The organism is Melissospora conviva (genome assembly GCF_049523535.1).
Classification (GTDB): domain Bacteria; phylum Actinomycetota; class Actinomycetes; order Mycobacteriales; family Micromonosporaceae; genus Melissospora; species Melissospora conviva.
In genome coordinates, this window is record NZ_JBLLDT010000006.1 from 23610 (window position 1) to 40874 (window position 17265).

Here is a 17265-nt window from a genome sequence, read left to right on the forward strand (position 1 = left end):
CGGGTGGCGAGGTGGCCGCGCCGGCCGGGCGCCGGCGTACGACCACGCCGGCCGACGGCGGTCCCGCGCGATGACGGGGTGCGGCGCCGCTCCGCCGGCCAGGTCCGGCCCACGGGCCGTCAGCAGGACGTACTGACCGTGCGAAACGTAAGGACCGCGTGATGCTCCGATCCTTTGCCCCATCTCCCCGGCCGGGAGCGGCGGCCCACGTCGGCCGTCACCGTCCGCCCGGCCCGCGCACCCCCTCCGGCCTGCGCACCGAGTCGGGCCCGCGCACCGTGTCCGGCCTGCACACCGCGTCCCGCCCACGCACCGTGTCCGGCCGGCAGCCCGCATGACCGGCCCTGATCCACTCCCGACGCCGGCCGAGGGCGACGTCTGCGTCATCGGTGGCGGGCTGGCCGGCATCGCCGCCGCCCTGCGCCTGGCCGACGCCGGCGCCCGCGTTACCCTGCTGGAGAGCCGCCCCGAACTCGGTGGCGCCACCTACTCCTTCCAGCGCGACGACCTCACCGTCGACACCGGGCAGCACGTCTTCCTGCGCTGCTACACCGCGTACCGGGAACTGCTGGCGCGGCTCGGCACCGATGGCGACACCGATGTGCAGAAGCGCTTCTCGGTGCCGGTGCTGCTGCCCGGGCGTTCCGCGCACCTGCTCACCCGGTCCCGGCTCCCCGCCCCGGCCCACCTGCTTCCGGCGTTGGCGCGCTACCGGCTGCTCGACCGCGGCGAGCGGCTCGCCGCGATCCGGGCCGCCGCGGCCCTGCGGCACGTCGACCCCGACCTGCGCCACACCGACGAGGAGAGCTTCGGGGACTGGCTGACCGCACATGGTCAGAGCCCGCGGGCGATCCGCCGGCTCTGGGACCTGATCACCGTCGCCGCGTTGAACGTCCCCGCCGACCGGGCATCGCTGGCACTGGCGGCCCGGGTCTTCCGCACCGGCCTGCTGGAAAGCGCCGACGCCGGTGACATCGGCCGGCCCCTGGTGCCCCTGACCGACCTGCACGCCATCCCGGCCCGGCGGGTGCTGGCCGGGCTCCGCGTGCGGGTGCGTACCCACGCCCGGGTCGGCTGGATCCGGCAGGAGGAGCAGGGCTTCCGGCTCGGCATCAACGGCAGCGAGCTGACCACCCAGGCGGTGGTGCTGGCCGTACCACATCCGGCGGCGGCCCGGCTGGTGCCGGCTTCCGCCGCTCCGGACGCCGGGCGGTGGAGCCTGCTCGGCGCCGCCCCGATCGTCAACGTCCACCTCCGGTACGCCGCCCCGGTCACCGAACTGCGCTTCGCCGCCGCCGTGGAATCGCCCGCACAGTGGATCTTCGACCGCTCCACGCCGGAGATGGGCGGCGAACAGCACCTGGTCGTCTCGCTCTCGGCCGCCGACGCCGAACTCGCCCGCTCCACCGCAGACCTCGTCGCCGCGCAGCGCGCCGCCCTCGCCGAGCTCTTCCCCGCCGCCCGCGCCACCGCCGTACGCGACGCATTCGTCACCCGCGAACCCCGGGCCACCTTCCGGCAGGGGCCCGGCACGCGGGCGTACCGGCCACAGGCGGCGACCCGGATGCCCGGGCTGGCACTCGCCGGCGCGTGGACCGACACCGGCTGGCCGGACACCATGGAGGGCGCGGTGCGCAGCGGTACGGACGCCGCTGACGTCGTCTGCCGCCACCTGGCGTCCCGGCCCCGACACACGGAGGCCGCACGATGACCCTCGCAGGTACCCCCCGCACCGACCGGAGTCAGCAGAGCCTGGTCGAGCCGGCGATCCGGGAGCTGCTTGACCGCCTCGACGCCGGCAACCGGCTCATCTGCGGCTACCAGCTCGGCTACTGGGATGCCGACGGCACCCCGGCGACCGCCCAGGGTAAGGGGATCCGTCCCGCACTGGCGCTGCTCGGCGCCCGCGCCGCCGGTGAGGAGGCGGTCGACGGCGTACCGGCCGCGGCGGCCGTCGAGCTGACCCACAACTTCTCACTGCTCCACGACGACGTGCTCGACGGCGACACCGAACGCCGGCACCGCCCCACCGCCTGGACCGTTTTCGGCGTGGGACCGGCGATCCTCGCCGGTGACGCGCTCATCGGCCTGGCCTACGAGGCGCTCACCGACGCGCCCGGCGGCGGGCCGGCCGTACGGCGGCTCGCCGTCGACGTCCGGCGGCTGATCGCCGGTCAGTCCGCCGACCTGGAGTTCGAAAAGCGCGCCCAGGTCTCGCTCGACGAGTGCCTGCAGATGGCCGGGAACAAGACAGCGGCGCTGCTCAGCGGGGCGTGCGCCCTGGGTGCCCTGGTCGTGTCGGCGCCGGCGCCACTGGTCGACGGGCTCTCCCGCTTCGGCTGGCACGTCGGGGTCGCCTTCCAGCTCGTCGACGACCTGCTCGGCATCTGGGGCGACCCGGCCCGGACCGGCAAACCCGTCGGCGCGGATCTGCGGGCCCGCAAGAAGAGCCTGCCGGTGGTCCGCGCGATGACCCTCGGCGGAGCGGCCGGCCGCTCCCTGGCCGACCTCTACGGGCAGGCCGCCCCGCTCGGCGACGACGAGGTCGCCCGCGCCACCGAACTCGTCGAGGCCGGCGGCGGGCGGGACTGGACCGAGCAGCGGGCCCGGGAAGAGGTCGAACGCGCCTGGGCCGAACTCGACCAGCTGGCGCTCCCGGACGAGGTGCACCGGGAGCTGACCGACATCGCCTCCTTCATCACCGGAAGGGACCACTGATGACCGAGCTGCTGCAACCGAAGCCCGTCGGCGCCCCCGGCGGCACCGCGACCCGCCCCGGGCAGCGCCCGGCACCGGCCGGCGCCCCCCGGCTCACCGACGACCGGCTCCGCGAGGTCGTCGAGCGCGCCCGTGACCACCTCCTCGGCCTCCAGGACCAGGCCGGCTGGTGGAAGGGCGACCTCGAGACCAACGTGACGATGGATGCCGAGGACCTGCTGCTGCGGCAGTTCCTCGGCATCCGTACCGGGGAGCAGACCGCGGCGACCGGCCGCTGGATCCGCTCCCAGCAGCTCGCCGACGGCGCCTGGCCCACCTTTTACGGCGGACCGGGCGACCTCTCCACCACCATCGAGGCGTACATCGGGCTGCGGCTCGCCGGGGACACCCCGGACGCGCCGCACATGGCCGCCGCGGCGGCCTTCGTCCGGGCGGCCGGCGGCATCGAACGCAGCCGGGTCTTCACCCGGTTCTGGCTGGCGCTCTTCGGGCTCTGGCCCTGGCACGACCTGCCCGCGGTCCCGCCGGAGCTGGTGCTGCTGCCGAAGTGGATGCCGGCCAACGTCTACGACTTCGCCTGCTGGGCCCGGCAGACAATCGTGCCGCTCGCGGTGATCCGCGCGCTGCGCCCGGTCCGCGACCTCGGCGTCGACATCGACGAACTGCGCAGCGGCCTCAAGCCGCTACCCGCACCGCGGCTGCGCAGCCGCCGCGGCCTGCTGCACCGCGGCGACCGGCTGGCCGCCGCCTACGAGCGCTTCCCCCTGGAACCCGTACGGATGAACGCGCTGCGCCGTTGCGCGGAGTGGATCGTCGCCCGGCAGGAGGCCGACGGCGGCTGGGGCGGTATCCAGCCGCCCTGGGTCTACTCGCTGATGGCGCTGCACCTGCTCGGCTACCCGATGGATCACCCCGTCATGAAGGCCGGTCTGGACGGCCTGGACGGCTTCACCCTGCACCGCGACGGCCCGGACGGCCCGGTACGCCTGCTGGAGGCCTGCCAGTCACCGGTCTGGGACACCGCGCTCGCCGTCGTCGCCCTCTCCGAGACCGGGCTGCCCGCCGACGACCAGGCGATGACGAAGGCCGGGCAGTGGCTGCTCGGCGAGGAGATCCGGGTCAAGGGGGACTGGGCGGTACGCCGCCCGGCCACTCCGGCCGGGGGCTGGGCGTTCGAGTTCGCCAACGACATCTACCCGGACACCGACGACACCGCCGAGGTGATGATGGCGCTGCGGCGTACGGCAGTCCCGGCGCAGCCGGCGGTGCTGCGCGCCACCCGGTGGATGCTCGGGATGCAGTCGCGCGACGGCGGCTGGGCGGCCTTCGACGCCGACAACACCAGCGAGTTCCTGGCGGACCTGCCCTTCTGCGACTTCGGCGCGGTCATCGACCCGCCGAGCGCCGACGTCACCGCGCACGTGGTGGAGGCGCTGGCGCACGAGGGCTTCTCGCGGACCCCGGCCGTCCGGCGCGGGGTGGGCTGGCTGCTGGCACACCAGGAGCCGGACGGCTCGTGGTTCGGCCGCTGGGGCGCCAACCACGTCTACGGCACCGGCGCGGTGGTGCCGGCTCTGGCGGCGGCCGGGGTGCCGGCGAGCCACCCGGCGCTGCAGCGGGCGGCGCAGTGGCTGCTGACGCACCAGAACAGCGACGGCGGCTGGGGTGAGGACCTGCGCTCCTACCGGGAACCGGAGTGGATCGGCCGGGGCGCCTCCACCGCGTCCCAGACGGCCTGGGCGCTGCTCGCGCTGCACGCCGTCGGGCTGGGCGACGGGCCGGCCGCCAACCGGGGGCTGGCCTGGCTCGCCGCGACCCAGCAGGCCGACGGCGGCTGGGACGAGCCGTACTTCACCGGCACCGGCTTCCCACGGGACTTCTACATCAACTACGGCCTCTACCGGCTGGTCTTCCCGGTGACGGCGCTCGGGCGCATCCTGACCGCCCGGACCGGGGCCGCCGCGGCCGCCGAGACGGCGCCGTGACCCTCTCCGCGGCGCGCGACGCGCCGCAGCCGGCCGGCGCCGCCTCGATCGGCGCCGAGCCGGCTTCCGGCTGGACGATCTGCGCCCCGATGCGGCCCGAGGCGGCCGCGCTGCGCCGGGGCCTGGCCGCGCTCGACCCGCAACGGCGAGGCGCGGTACGGCGTACGGGTATCGGGGCGCGCCGGTCGCGGGCGGCCGGCGCCACGCTGGACGGCGGGCCGCTGGCGATCGCCGGGATCTGCGGGGGCCTGGCCGATGGGCTGCGCCCGGGGGACGTGGTGGTGGCCAGTGAGATCCGCACCGACCCGGAGGTGGACGGCGCGGGCCGGGTGGTGCCGCTGCCGGCGGCGCCGATGCTCGCCGCCGCCCTGCGCCGCCACGGCCTGAGGGTGCACATCGGACCGGTGGTGAGCACCGACCGGCTGGTCGGCGGGGCGGCGAAGGCGCGGCTGGCGGCGACCGGGGCGCTCGCGGTGGACCTGGAGTCGGCCTGGCTGCTGCCGGGCCCGCAGCGCCGTCCGGTCGCCTGCGTACGCGTGGTCGCCGACACCGCCGACGACGGGCTCTGGCGCCCGGCCACCCTGGACCGGGTGCGGGTCGCCCTGCGGGCGCTGCCGGCGGTGGTGCCGGCGCTGGCCGAGTGGGCCGCCGCGACCGGTCTGCGCCGCGTCGTGCTCGCCTCCCCGCGTTCCTTCTGCGCCGGGGTGGAGCGGGCGATCGCGGTGGTGGAGCAGGCGCTGGAACGGCACGGGGCGCCGGTCTACGTCCGCAAGGAGATCGTGCACAACGCCACCGTCGTCGCCGATCTGCGTGGGCGCGGCGCGGTCTTCGTCGACGAACTCGACGAGGTGCCCGAGGGGGCGCTGACAATTTTCTCCGCGCACGGGGTCTCCCCGGCGGTGCGCCGTACCGCGGCCGACCGCGCGCTGCCGGTCATCGACGCGACCTGCCCGCTGGTGACCAAGGTGCACGCCGAGGCCCGCCGCTTCGCCGGCCGGGGCGACACCGTGCTGCTGATCGGGCACGACGGTCACGAGGAGGTCGAGGGGACGCTGGGGGAGGCCCCGGAGCGGACCCGGCTGGTGGCCGACATCGCCGCGGCCGAACGGGTCCAGGTCGACGACCCGCAGCGGGTGTCGTACCTGGTGCAGACCACGCTCGCGGTGGACGAGGCCGACGGGATCGTGCAGGCACTGCGGCGGCGCTTCCCGGCGCTGGCCGCGCCCGCCTCGGACGACATCTGCTACGCCACCACCAACCGGCAGCAGGCCGTGCTGATGGCCGCCGCCGAAGCCGACGTGGTCCTGGTGGTCGGCTCGGCCAACTCTTCCAACTCGGTCCGCCTGGTCGAGGTCGCGCAGCGGGCCGGGGCACGGGCCCACCTGGTCGACGGCGTCGGTGACGTGGACCTGCGCTGGCTGGCCGGGACCCGCACCGTCGGGGTGACCGCCGGGGCGTCCGCGCCGCCCGGGTTGGTCGACGAACTCGTCGCGGCGCTGGGCGCGCTCGGCGCCGACGACGTGAGTGAACGCAGTGCCGCCGTCGAGGACATCCGCTTCACCCTTCCGAAGGAGGTACGCCGGTCGTGAGTATGCCGCTGCGACAAAGTATGCGAATAGGCCGATATCTGGTCGGTCAGAAGCTCCGCAGACGCAAGAAGTTCGCCCTGCTGCTGGAGCTGGAACCGCTCTTCGCCTGCAACCTCAAGTGCGCCGGCTGCGGCAAGATCCAGCAGCCGGCGAACCTGCTCAAGCGGCGGATGCCGGTCGAGGACGCGCTCGCCGCCGTCGAGGAGTGCGGTGCGCCGATGGTCTCCATCGCCGGCGGGGAGCCACTGATGCACCCCGAGATCGACACGATCGTGGCGGAGCTGGTGAAGCGCAAGAAGTACGTCTTCCTCTGCACCAACGCCGTGCTCCTGCCGAAGAAGATCGAGAAGTTCACCCCGTCGCCGTACCTGGCGTTCGCCGTGCACATCGACGGGCTCAAGGACCGCCACGACGCCTCCGTCTGCAAGGACGGAGTCTTCGACCAGGCGGTGGCGGCGGTACGTGACGCGCAATCGCGGGGGTTCCGCGTCACGACCAACACCACCTTCTTCAACACCGACACACCGCAGACCGTCATCGAGGTGCTCGACTACCTCAACGACGAGCTCAAGGTCAGCGAGATGATGCTCTCGCCGGCGTACGCGTACGAGAAGGCGCCCGACCAGGAGCACTTCCTCGGGGTGGCCGAGACCCGGGAGCTGTTCCGCAAGGCGTTCGCCGACGGGCGGCGCAAGCGCTGGCGGCTCAACCACTCGCCGGTCTTCCTGGACTTCCTCGAGGGGAAGGTGGATCTGCCCTGCACCGCGTGGGCGATCCCGTCGTACTCGCTGCTCGGCTGGCAGAAGCCCTGCTATCTGATGGCCGACGGCTACACGAAGACGTACCAGGAGCTGATCGACGAGACCGACTGGGACAGCTACGGCCGGGGCCGGGACGAGCGCTGCGCCAACTGCATGGCGCACTGCGGGCACGAGCCGACGGCGGTGCTGGCGACAATGAAGTCGCTCAAGGACTCGCTGCACGCGCTGCGCAGCACCACCTGACGCGACCCGCGCACCGAAGCGGCCCCCTGCGCGAGAGGGGGCCGCTTCGTTTGCGTGATCGGCGCTGTCGTGCCGGTGCCGTGAGAGAACAGGGCGGTTGGCTGCCGGTCAGCCGGTCTGCGTCGGGGTCAGCCGCTGCTGGTCAGACGCTGCTGGTCAGGTCCGGGCCGCCGGTGACGGAGGGCTCCTGCGCGGGCTCGGCCCGCTTGGCCGGGCGCGGGTTGTAGAAGCACTTCTCGGCCTCGCCGGCCGCCACCTCGCCCGCGAACGTGATCAGGTGGTGCGACACGGTCGCCATGTGGATCAGCTTCTCCACCCGGCCGCTGCGGATCAGCGGCACCGCCGCGGTCCAGAAGACCCGCCGGTAGTGGCTGCGTACCCCGATGCGCCAGAAGGTCCGGGCGATGACCTTCAGGCCGCGCCGCAGCTCGGCCCGGGTCGGCCGGCGCTTGGTGCTGTTGGGCAGCCGATTCGGGTACGTCTGCTCGCGCTGGTGGGCGAAGCGCCGGTACACCGCCTCCGGCGCGAAGGCGGCCGTCACCGTCCGCCGCCAGCTCTCCACCACCTCGTCGTAGGGCAGCAGGAAGTCGACGTTGGACTCGCGTTCGCTGAGGTCACCGCCGACGATGCGGCCGGCGGCGCTGAGACGGTCCCAGAGCGGCGTACGCGGCAGGGCGTGCAGCAGGTTGATGGTGAGCATCGGGATCTGCGACGCCTCGACGAAGGCCAGGATCCGGTCGCCGGTCTGCGCGTCGTCGCTGTCGAGTCCCATGATGATGCCGCCGACGACCTCCATGCCGTAGCTGTTGAGCCGCTCGATGGTGGTCAGCAGGGGAGTGCTCAGGTTCTGGTTCTTGCGCATCGCCTTGAGGGCGGCCGAATCCGGCGACTCGATGCCCATGAAGATCTGCACGAACCGGGCCTGGCGCATCTGTTCCAGGATGTCGGTGCGCTTGGCGATGTTCATCGTCGCCTCGCAGGCGAACGCGATCGGATAGCCGTGCTCGCGCTGCCACCGCACCAGGCCGTCGAGGAGTTCGACCGCGGCGCGCGGATCGCCGATGAAGTTGTCGTCGACGAAGTAGACGGTGCCGGGGTTGCCGCTGGCGAGCATCGCGTCGAGTTCTTCCAGGACCGCGTCGACCCGCTTGCGGCGCGGGCGCTGCCCGTAGAGGGCGGGAATGTCGCAGAACTCGCAGCGGAACGGGCAGCCGCTGGAGAACTGCACGCTGCCGAGCAGGTAGTCGGTCATGTCGAGCAGGTCGTAGCGGGGCAGCGGGAAGTTCTCCATCGGGAGGCGTTCGACGGTGGCGTACACCTCCTGCTCGGCCGGGCGGGCGGCGTCGGCATCGAGGCGGGTGAGCAGCGTGTCGGTGGCGTCGCCGATCTCGCCGACGTGCAGTACGTCGATGTCGGGATAGAGCTCGGGGCTGGCCGAGACCGACGGGCCGCCGAGCACGGTGATCCTGTCGTGGCGCCGGGCCCGTGCGGCGAGCCGGTCGATCTCGTCGCGCTGCACGTGCATGCCGCTGAGCAGGACGATCTCCGCCCAGCGGAAATCGTCATCGGTGGCCGGGCGCAGGTTCTCGTCGACGAAGCGCACCTGCCAGGCCTCGGGCAGGTAGCCGGCGAGGGTGAGCAGGCCCTGCGGTGGCATGAACGCGGCGGCGCCGACCAGCGGGAAGGCGTGGTCCATCGTGCCGAAGGACTTGGCGTACCGGGGCGAGACGGCCAGTACCCGTCGCGGGTTACGGCCGACCGCACGGGTCGGGCCAGAGGAACCTGGCCCGACCGTGGGCATCGGCAGTGAGGTCATCAGATCGACTTGCGGCCCGACTGGTTCAGCTCGCGCAGAACGTAGTCGATCATCACAGCGAACAGCCCGGTCGACGCGAGCAGAAGCAGACTGATCCTCGGTTTCCTACCCATTGCGCTCCTCCTTCGGGGATCTTCCGTTTAGCCGTCGCCCTTCCTCCGGCAGCGGCGCGGACCGGTACTTCCCATGATGATACGAACGAAACCCGCGTAACGCGTATATCCGGATAAGCCGGGTATGCGCCGTCGGTGAACGCATCGCTCGACCTGCCGGTCCGTCCACTTCCGGGCGTTCCCTCCGTCGCGGTCCTGGTCGAACTGGCCGCCGGGCCCTTCGCCGGCGGCCACGTCAAGTGCTGGGAACGCTTCGCCGAGGCGGCCGCCGCCCTCGACCCGCGCGACCTCGGCGTCGACCTGACCATCTACGTGCTCGGCGAGCGCGAGTGGATCCAGCCGCTCTCGCCTGCGGTGCGCTACGTGGCGCTGAAACCGGTGGTCGGCACCCGGTCGGTGGTGCGCCTCGTCGGCGGCGTGGACGCCACCGACTTCGCCCGCTACCACCCCCGGCTCGCCCAGCTGCTGCCCGGCCACGACGTCTGGCACCTGACACACGCCTTCGCCTTCGCCCGCACCGCCGTACGGCTCGCCCGGGACAACCCGCGGGCCCGGCTGGTGGCGTCGGTCCACACCGACGTGCCGGCGCTGACCGCCGCCTACGTACGCCAGACGATGCGGGGCATCCCCGGCCTGGCGTCGCTGGCAGTCCGGCGCGGTGGGCGGGCCGGGCCGGTCGAGTGGGCCGCCGCGCTCGCCCGCCGCCGCCGGGACCGGCTGCTGCGGGCCTGCGAACGGGTGCTGGTCGCCTCCGCCGACGAGCGGGCGGAGATCGCCAAGGTGCTCGGCGCAACAAAGGTGGCGCCGCTGGGTCGCGGCATCGACCGGGAACGGTTCCGCCCCGACCCCGGGGTACGGGCCGCGCTAACCGCCGGGCACGCCGTGCCACCGGACCGGCTGGCGGTGCTCTTCGTCGGCCGGGTCGACGCCTCCAAGCGCATCATCGTGCTCGCCGAGGCCGTCAGGTTGCTGCGCGACCAGGGCTATCCGGTGCACCTCGTCGTCGCCGGCAGCGGTTCCGACGCCGGCCGGCTGCCGGGCCTGCTCGGCGACGCGGTGACCCTGCTCGGCCCGGTGCCCCAGGACCGGCTCGCCCGCATCTACGCCGGCTGCGACGTGCTGGCGTTTCCGTCGCGTACCGAGACGGTCGGCAACGTGGTGGCCGAGGCGATGGCCTGCGGCCTGCCGGTGCTGCTGCCGGCCGGGGCGCGCACCAGCGGCTGGCTGCAGGAGCCGGGCAAGGACGGCGTGCTCGTCGCCGACGACACCCCGGGCGGCTGGGCCGCGGAGCTGGCCCGGCTGGTCGACCGCCCGGACCTGCGCCGCCAACTGGCCGTCAACGCCGCCCAGACCGCGAGTACCTGGCACCGCTCCTGGGAGCAGGTGCTGCGCGAGGAGCTGCTGCCGGTGTGGCGCGACACGGCGGACCGGCACGCGGGCAGCGGCGACCCGCTGCTTACCGTGGAGTGACCGCTGCCTGGCGTGACCCGCTGCCTGCCGGGCAGTGAGCCGCGGTGAAGTCCCGGACGAGACAATGAGGAAGCGGCGGACCCGCACCGGCCCGCCGCTTCGACGCACCCCGCCGACGTGCGGCGGGGAGTCCCTGTCAGCCGCCCTTGGCGCGCAGGTGTCCCGGGCGGGTCTCCTTGGCTCGCTGGTGCACGGCCGCCATCAGCGGCGAGGTGTCCAGCAGCACGATGCCGGCGAGGAGCACCAGGAGGCCGGCGATCGTCACGCCGCCGGCCAGCACGCCGGTGCGGATCGTCTCGCCGAAGAGGACGACACCGATGGTGACCGCCACGGCCGGTTCGGTCGCGTCGATCACCGGGGCGCTGGCCGAGAGCGGGCCGGCCTGGTAGGCGCTCTGGATCAGCAGCAGGCCGGCGATGCTCGCGAAGACCAGCAGGTACGTCTGCCAGGCGGTGAAGACAGCCGCGGCACCCTGCTCCATCTTGGTGACCGTGGCGTCCAGCAGTGCCGACTGGGTGCCCATGATGATGCCCGCCGCGAGCGCGATGAAGGAGGCGCGGACCGAGCCGGCCGTACGGCGGCTCACGGCGAGCGCGCCGAGGCTGATCACGGTCGCCGCGCCGAGCGCCATCAGCCAGTCGTCGGTCGGGATGGTGGTGGTGCCGTGGCGGGGATCCGCGGCGGCGATGGCGGCGACGAGACCGATCGCCACCGCGGCCGAGCCGATCCACTCCCGCCTGCCCAGGCGCAGCCGGCGCATCCGGGCGGAGAGCGGGATCGCGAAGATCAGCTCGCTGATGATCAGTGGCTGCACCAGGCTCAGCGGCCCGTACGCCAGCGCCAGGCTCTGGAAGCCGTAGGAGACCAGTGCCAGCACCATCCCGACCAGCCAGAGGCGGCGCTTGGCCAGCGCGATGAGCAGCTTCCACGACAGCGATTCGCTGCTCGGCCGGCTGGCTGCCTCGTACTGCTGGAAGACCCCGGCCAGCGCGAAGCAGGCGCCGGCCGCGAGGGCCGCCGGGATCGCGATGAGCATGGGGCGTCATTCCCGGGAAACGCCAGGGCAACCCGTAACGACGGGTTTATTGGCTTTCGGCCGGGTAACCGGCGCGGGTGGTATACGTCCTGGCAATTGCGGCCGCCGCCCTCTTCGGACTCGGCGCGGCGGTGCAGCAGCGCGTCGCCGCCCACGCCCCGGACAGGACAGTGCTGCGTCCCGCTCTGCTCTGGCACCTGGCCCGGCAGCCGTTCTGGCTGGTGGGGGTCGGTACCGCCCTGGTCGGCAACGTCTTCGCCGGCATCGCCCTGGGCATCGGCGGGGTGGCCCTGGTGCAGCCGCTGCTGGTAACCCGGCTGATCTTCGCGCTCCCGGTCGCGGCCCGGTGGAACCGGCGCCGGCTGCGGCGGCGGGAGTGGCTGGGGGTGATCGCCGTTGTCGGCGGACTCGCGGGCTTCCTGGTCGCCGGCCGCCCCAGTGCGGGCACCCACACCGCCGGCAACTCGCTGCGCTGGCTGATCACCGCCGCCGCCGTCGGTGTGGTCACGTTCGCGCTGGTCGTTCTCGCCCGGCGGCTGCGGCCCCGCACCGAGGCGCCGGTGCTCGGCGCGGGCGCGGGCATGCTCTTCGCCCTGCAGTCCGGGCTGATGAGCATCGCGGTGGCCACCCTCGCCACCGGGGGAGTGGACGCGATGCTCGCCGCCTGGCCGGTCTACGCGGTCATCGGCACGGCGGTGGTCGGCACGTTGATCGCGCAGAGCGCGTACAAGCTGGCGCCGCTGCCGGCGTCGTACCCGCCGCTGGCGACGACCGAGCCGCTGGCCGGTATCGCGGTGGGGGTGGCGTTGCTGGGCGGCACCTTGCAACTGCAGTCCGGGGCGGTCGCGATACAGGTCGCCGGACTGGTCGTGATGACCGTCGGGGTGTACGTCCTGGCGGCCTCGCCGCTGGTGACCGGGGCGCACCACGAGTCGGGGCGGTGGACCGCCGACGACGCGACCGTCGAGGCCCACGAGGAGGTCCGCGGATCCCGGGGCGGGCGCAACGAGCGGCCCCGCGCCGAGCGCCCGGGGCCGCAGCGGCCGGGCGGCGATCCCCGCCGCGATCTGCTCGGCCGCGCGTCGTCGCGGCGGGAGGTGCTGGGCCGGGGCCCGTCGCGGCGGGAGGTGCTGCGCCGGGTGCCGTCCCGGCAGGAGGTCTTCCGCCGGGCGCTGCCGACTCCGGGCTGGGCGCGGCCGGCCGTCGTCGGCGACCGGCGGGGGCGTCGCCGGCCCTGACCGGGCGGGGCGCGACAGCGGGGTTCAGGCCAGCCGCGGCGGCGAACTCGCCCGGGTCCACTTCAGTCCGAATCGCGGATGTTCGGGCGAAAAGCGCGGTTATGCTCCTCTGGACTAGGGAGGGCCAGTGAACAACCGCCTCGCCAAATCCGGTGCCCCGCCGTCACCGCGCCCGGTGGAGCAGGTACGCGCCGCCGAGAACTATCCGGTCGCACTGCGGGTGCTGCCCGCCCGCCTCCGCGGCCACCTGCACGCCCTGTACGGCTACGCCCGCTACGTCGACGACCTCGGCGACGAACCGGTGGCCCCCGGTGTCGACCGCCTCGCCGCCCTGGACGCCTTCGAGGCCGAGCTGCGCGACCTGTACGCCGGCCGCCTGATCCACCACCCGGTGCTGCGCGGACTTGCCCCCACGGTCGTGGAGTGCCGCCTGCCGATGGAGCCGTTGAGCCGGCTGATCGAGGCCAACCGCGTCGACCAGCGGGTCACCCGGTACGCCACCTTCGCCGAGCTGCTCGACTACTGCAAACTCTCCGCCAACCCCGTCGGCGAGCTGGTGCTGCGCGTCCTCCGGCAGGCCGACGCCCAGTCGATCGCCTGGTCCGACCAGATCTGCACCGCCCTGCAGATCGTCGAGCATCTCCAGGACATCGGCGAGGACCACGAACGCGGCCGGATCTATCTGCCGACCGAGGAGCTGACCCGGTTCGGCGTCGCCGAGGCGGAGCTCGCCGCGGCGACGGCGAGCCCTGGCCTGCGCTCACTCGTACGGATGCAGGCGCAGCGGGCCCGGCTCCAGATCGAGGCGGGCCGGCCGCTGATCGGCGCGCTGCACGGCTGGGCCCGGGTCGCCGTCGCCGGCTATCTCGCGGGCGGCCTGGCGACCCTCGACGCGCTCGCCCGCGCCGATCACGATCCGCTGCGCCGGCCGGTCCGCCCCACCCGCCGCCGGGTGCTCACCCACTGCGCGGCGGCGATCGGCAGGCGCCGGCGATGAGCGTCGAGCTCGATGAGGCGTACGCCACCTGCGAATCCATCACCAGGGTGCAGGCGGCCAACTTCTCGTACGGCATCCGGTTGCTGCCGCCGCCGAAGCGCAAGGCGCTCTCGGCGATCTACGCCACGGCGCGCTGCATCGACGACATCGGTGACGGCCGGCTCGCGGCCGCGGAGAAGATCCGGCGGCTGGAGTCGATCCGTTCCGCGCTGCACGCCCTGCCCCGTGAACCCGGCGAACGACCGGTGACGATCGCGCTCGCCGACGCGGTCCTGCACATGCCGATTCCGCTGGAGGCCTTCGACGAGCTCATCGACGGCTGCGTGGCCGATGTGCAGGAGCGCAGCTACCAGAGCTTCGGCGATCTCCTCTGGTACTGCCGCTGTGTGGCAGGCTCGGTCGGCCGGCTCTCCCTCGGGGTCTTCGGCGCCGACGACCTCGACCGGGCGTCCAATCTGGCCGATGCGCTGGGTGTGGCGCTGCAGCTGACCAACATCCTGCGCGACGTCCGGGAGGACCGGGAGAACGGGCGTATCTATCTGCCGGCCGAGGACCTGGACCGCTTCGGCGTGACCCTGGATCTCGACCCGGACAGTGGCTTCACCGATCCGCCGGACCGGCTGGCGGCCCTGCTGCGGTTCGAGGCCGAACGGGCACTGCGCTGGTACGACGTCGGACTGCGGCTGCTGCCGGTGCTGGACCGGCGCAGCGCCGCCTGCACCGCGGCGATGGCCGGGATCTACCGCCGGCTGCTGACCCGCATCGAGGCTGATCCGCTGGCGGTGACGACGCGCCGGGTGTCGCTGCCGAAGCCGGAGAAGGCGTGGGTGGCGGTCCGGGCCCTGGTCGGGCACTCGCACTGAGCCCCGGTGGCGTTACCGGCTGTTGTGGACCGTGGCCGGTCGGCGGATTCGCTGTGCCGGGGCGTTCAGGACCGGCCGCCGAAGCGACCGTCCATGCTCCGGTAGATGCCGGGCAACGCCCCGCGGACGGCCACCGGCAGGCGTAGCCAGCCGGGTACGTAGACGTCGCAGCGGCCCTGCACGACGGCGGCGGTGAGGGCGGCGGCGACCCGGTCGGCCGGTACCGGTCGTGGCCGCGCCCGGTGGTACGGCCGGCCGCGGCGGGCGAAGAAGGGAGTGTCGACCACTCCCGGCACCACCACGCTGACCCCGATGTCCTGCCCGGCGAGCTCGGCGCGCAGGCTCGCGGCGAAGATGTCCAGCCCGGCCTTGCCGGCGGCGTAGACCGCCTCGCCGGCGACGCCGAGCCGGCCGGCGATCGAGCCGACGTAGACGAGATGTCCGCCGTGGCGGCGCAGCCCCGGCAGGACGGCCCGGGTCAACTCGATCGGCGCCCGCAGGTTCAGCGCGAGCAGTTCGTCGATGTCGGCGGGGGGCATCTGCGCGAAGTCGCCGGCCCAGCCGAGCCCGGCATTGTTGACCACCACGTCGATCCGACCGGTCTCGGCCAGCGCCCGTTCGGCGAGTTCCTGCCCGGCGCCGGGCCGGGCGAGGTCGGCGACGAGCGGCAGCGCGCCGGTGTCGGCGGCGAGTTTCGCCAGTCTCGTCTCGTCGCGACCGGTGGCGAGCACCTGCGCTCCGGCGGCGGCGAAGCGCCGCGTCACGGCGGCGCCGATCCCGGACGAGGCGCCGGTGACCAGGGCGACCGCGCGGTCGAGTCGTACGGGCATCGGTTCTCCTCGCGGCAGCCGGTCGTCCTGATGTGACACCGGTCCGATCGGGACACTTCTCCGACAGGCTATCCACCCTTCGTGGTCGCCGATGGTGAATCCACCGGCTCCGACCTGGGCGAATGTGGGTTGCCGGAGGCGGTTGCGCGCCCCGTCGGCGGTTGCGCGATGATTCTGCCCGGACGCGGCGCCTAAGATCCTTTGTGGACGCGAGGCGCGGCGTACGCGATCGCGGCATCGACCATCATGATGAACGCGGGCCGACCGGCGTCGGCCGGCACCGAGAGAGCACGAGGAATGCCTGCATGCGCTCCCGACTGGTCCGGGCCGGCTGCTCCGGCATCGCCGTGTTGATCGCCCTGCTGTCGGCCGCGGCCGTGGACATGCGGGCCGAGGCGCCGCAGAGCGGCAGCTGGACCGGCACCTGGAGTGCGGCGATGGCGCCGGGGGGAACCACGGCCGCCAGAGGCCTGCGGGACATCACCCTGCGGCAGATCGTGCACGTGTCGCTGGGGGGCGAGCGGGTCCGGCTGCGGATCAGCAACGCGTACGGCACGGCCCCGCTCACCGTCGGCGCGGTCACCGTCGCCCCCGGCGGGTTCTCCCAGCTCACCGCGGCCGGAGCGGAGACGGACCCGGGGCCCGGCTCCTCCCCGCAGGTGGATCCGGTCGCGCTGCGCCCGGTCAGCTTCGGCGGCGCCGCGTCGCTGGTGGTGCCGGCCGGTGCCGAGTGGCTCTCCGACCCGGTCGACCTCTCCGTCGCCCCGAACTCCGATCTGGTCGTCAGCATGTACCTGCCCGGCGTGACCGGCGAGGTCACCTGGCACGCGAGCGGCCGGGCCACCTCCTACCGGGCCGACGGCGACGCCACCGCAGACAGCGGTGCGCAGTTCACCCCGCTGGGCACCGCCCGCTACTTCCTGGCCGGGGTGGACGTCATCTCCCGGGCCCGCGGGTCGGTGGTCTTCTTCGGAGACTCGCTCACCGACGGGGTCGGCACGACTATCGACGCCAACCGGCGCTACCCCGACCACGTCGCCGACCGGCTCCTCGCGCTGCCCGAGGCGCAGCAGTGCGGGGTGCTCAACGCCGGAATCAGCGGCAACATGCTCCTCGCCGACGCGGGTCGCTGGGGTGCGGCCGCGACGGCGCGGTTCCCGCGGGAGGTGCTTGCCCGCTCCGATGTGCGTACCGTCGTGCTGCTGCACGGGATCAACGACATCGGCCGCAGCCGCGGGGCGGTCACGGCCGACGCGCTGATCTCCGGCTACCGGCAGCTGATCGCCGCCGCGCACGACGCGGACATCCGGATCGTCGGGGCCACCCTGCTGCCGTACGAGGGGTCGCGTTACTTCAGCGCCGAGGGTGAGGCGGTGCGGCTGACGGTCAACGCCTGGATCCGTACCTCGGGGGAGTTCGACGCCGTGGTGGACCTGGACGCGACGCTGCGGGATCCGGCGCAGCCGGCGCGGTTGTCGCCGCAGTTCCACGTCGGCGACCACCTGCACCTCAACGACATGGGCAGCCGGACCGCCGCGGGGGTCTTCGAGCTGAGCGCGCTCTGCTGAGTGCTCGCCGCCGGCGCGGGGGCCCGTGCGGTGGTCTG

13 protein-coding genes and 1 pseudogene are annotated in these 17265 nt (G+C 73.6%); 11 read left to right on the top strand and 3 right to left on the bottom strand.

The annotated features are described in order from the left end of the window. Positions 1-334: 334 nt before the first annotated feature. From hpnE to hpnH, 6 genes and pseudogenes are all read left to right on the top strand, one after another. Positions 335-1711 (top strand): hydroxysqualene dehydroxylase HpnE, encoded by a 1377-nt coding sequence (hpnE, locus tag ACK8GG_RS15075; protein WP_440355053.1) that lies wholly within the window; start codon positions 335-337, stop codon positions 1709-1711. After that, positions 1708-2718, top strand: a complete 1011-nt coding sequence (locus ACK8GG_RS15080; protein ID WP_440351695.1) for a polyprenyl synthetase family protein — start codon at positions 1708-1710, stop codon at positions 2716-2718. Before hpnE ends, ACK8GG_RS15080 begins: the two co-directional genes overlap by 4 nt. Next, the gene (gene shc, locus ACK8GG_RS15085) at positions 2718-4703 is read left to right on the top strand and encodes a squalene--hopene cyclase (protein ID WP_440356617.1); all 1986 of its coding nucleotides are present in this window, start codon (positions 2718-2720) and stop codon (positions 4701-4703) included. The genes ACK8GG_RS15080 and shc overlap by 1 nt, the downstream gene beginning before the upstream one ends. A gap of 89 nt (positions 4704-4792) precedes the next feature. Next, positions 4793-5257, top strand: a pseudogene (locus ACK8GG_RS15090) (phosphorylase family protein); the annotation flags it as partial. 78 nt (positions 5258-5335) lie between these two features. Further along, a complete protein-coding gene (locus ACK8GG_RS15095; RefSeq protein WP_440356704.1) occupies positions 5336-6292 on the top strand; it encodes a 4-hydroxy-3-methylbut-2-enyl diphosphate reductase in 957 nt (318 codons plus the stop codon). Between the two features lie 2 nt (positions 6293-6294). Then, positions 6295-7296, top strand: a complete 1002-nt coding sequence (gene hpnH, locus ACK8GG_RS15100) for an adenosyl-hopene transferase HpnH (RefSeq protein WP_440351752.1) — start codon at positions 6295-6297, stop codon at positions 7294-7296. Positions 7297-7438: 142 nt separating this feature from the next. Here hpnH and ACK8GG_RS15105 read toward each other — a convergent pair whose 3' ends face one another. Beyond that, a complete protein-coding gene (locus ACK8GG_RS15105; RefSeq protein WP_440356618.1) occupies positions 7439-9112 on the bottom strand; it encodes a B12-binding domain-containing radical SAM protein in 1674 nt (557 codons plus the stop codon). Between the two features lie 248 nt (positions 9113-9360). Between ACK8GG_RS15105 and ACK8GG_RS15110 the strand changes: the two genes are divergently transcribed. Continuing rightward, complete coding sequence (locus tag ACK8GG_RS15110) at positions 9361-10695, top strand: glycosyltransferase (RefSeq protein ID WP_440356619.1); 1335 nt, start codon at positions 9361-9363, stop codon at positions 10693-10695. Between the two features lie 136 nt (positions 10696-10831). On the opposite strand, the gene ACK8GG_RS15115 is transcribed toward ACK8GG_RS15110, so the two are convergent. After that, the gene (locus ACK8GG_RS15115) at positions 10832-11731 is read right to left on the bottom strand and encodes a DMT family transporter (protein WP_440356620.1); all 900 of its coding nucleotides are present in this window, start codon (positions 11729-11731) and stop codon (positions 10832-10834) included. 77 nt (positions 11732-11808) lie between these two features. Between ACK8GG_RS15115 and ACK8GG_RS15120 the strand changes: the two genes are divergently transcribed. The 3 genes from ACK8GG_RS15120 to hpnD all read left to right on the top strand — a co-directional run bounded on the left by ACK8GG_RS15120 (position 11809) and on the right by hpnD (position 14829). After that, positions 11809-12969 (top strand): DMT family transporter, encoded by a 1161-nt coding sequence (locus tag ACK8GG_RS15120; RefSeq protein WP_440355059.1) that lies wholly within the window; start codon positions 11809-11811, stop codon positions 12967-12969. Positions 12970-13096: 127 nt separating this feature from the next. Next, positions 13097-13966 (top strand): squalene synthase HpnC, encoded by an 870-nt coding sequence (gene hpnC, locus ACK8GG_RS15125; RefSeq protein ID WP_440355060.1) that lies wholly within the window; start codon positions 13097-13099, stop codon positions 13964-13966. Next, complete coding sequence (hpnD, locus tag ACK8GG_RS15130) at positions 13963-14829, top strand: presqualene diphosphate synthase HpnD (protein WP_440351688.1); 867 nt, start codon at positions 13963-13965, stop codon at positions 14827-14829. Before hpnC ends, hpnD begins: the two co-directional genes overlap by 4 nt. A gap of 65 nt (positions 14830-14894) precedes the next feature. Here the strand turns inward: hpnD and ACK8GG_RS15135 are convergent, their stop codons facing one another. Next, positions 14895-15659, bottom strand: coding sequence for an SDR family NAD(P)-dependent oxidoreductase (locus ACK8GG_RS15135; RefSeq protein ID WP_440355061.1), 765 nt, complete (start codon positions 15657-15659; stop codon positions 14895-14897). 305 nt (positions 15660-15964) lie between these two features. Here ACK8GG_RS15135 and ACK8GG_RS15140 point away from each other — a divergent pair, with 305 nt between their 5' ends. Continuing rightward, complete coding sequence (locus ACK8GG_RS15140) at positions 15965-17227, top strand: SGNH/GDSL hydrolase family protein (RefSeq protein WP_440356621.1); 1263 nt, start codon at positions 15965-15967, stop codon at positions 17225-17227. Positions 17228-17265 lie beyond the last annotated feature (38 nt).

What these genes read in the sequence shown, in the direction of transcription:
- hpnE (WP_440355053.1), top strand. Translation starts at nt 335, where the DNA reads ATGACCGGCCCTGATCCACTCCCGACGCCGGCCGAGGGCGACGTCTGC.
- ACK8GG_RS15080 (WP_440351695.1), top strand. Translation starts at nt 1,708, where the DNA reads ATGACCCTCGCAGGTACCCCCCGCACCGACCGGAGTCAGCAGAGCCTG.
- shc (WP_440356617.1), top strand. Translation starts at nt 2,718, where the DNA reads ATGACCGAGCTGCTGCAACCGAAGCCCGTCGGCGCCCCCGGCGGCACC.
- hpnH (WP_440351752.1), top strand. Translation starts at nt 6,295, where the DNA reads ATGCCGCTGCGACAAAGTATGCGAATAGGCCGATATCTGGTCGGTCAG.
- ACK8GG_RS15105 (WP_440356618.1), bottom strand. Translation starts at nt 9,112, where the DNA reads ATGACCTCACTGCCGATGCCCACGGTCGGGCCAGGTTCCTCTGGCCCG.
- ACK8GG_RS15115 (WP_440356620.1), bottom strand. Translation starts at nt 11,731, where the DNA reads ATGCTCATCGCGATCCCGGCGGCCCTCGCGGCCGGCGCCTGCTTCGCG.
- hpnD (WP_440351688.1), top strand. Translation starts at nt 13,963, where the DNA reads ATGAGCGTCGAGCTCGATGAGGCGTACGCCACCTGCGAATCCATCACC.
- ACK8GG_RS15135 (WP_440355061.1), bottom strand. Translation starts at nt 15,659, where the DNA reads ATGCCCGTACGACTCGACCGCGCGGTCGCCCTGGTCACCGGCGCCTCG.
- ACK8GG_RS15140 (WP_440356621.1), top strand. Translation starts at nt 15,965, where the DNA reads ATGCGCTCCCGACTGGTCCGGGCCGGCTGCTCCGGCATCGCCGTGTTG.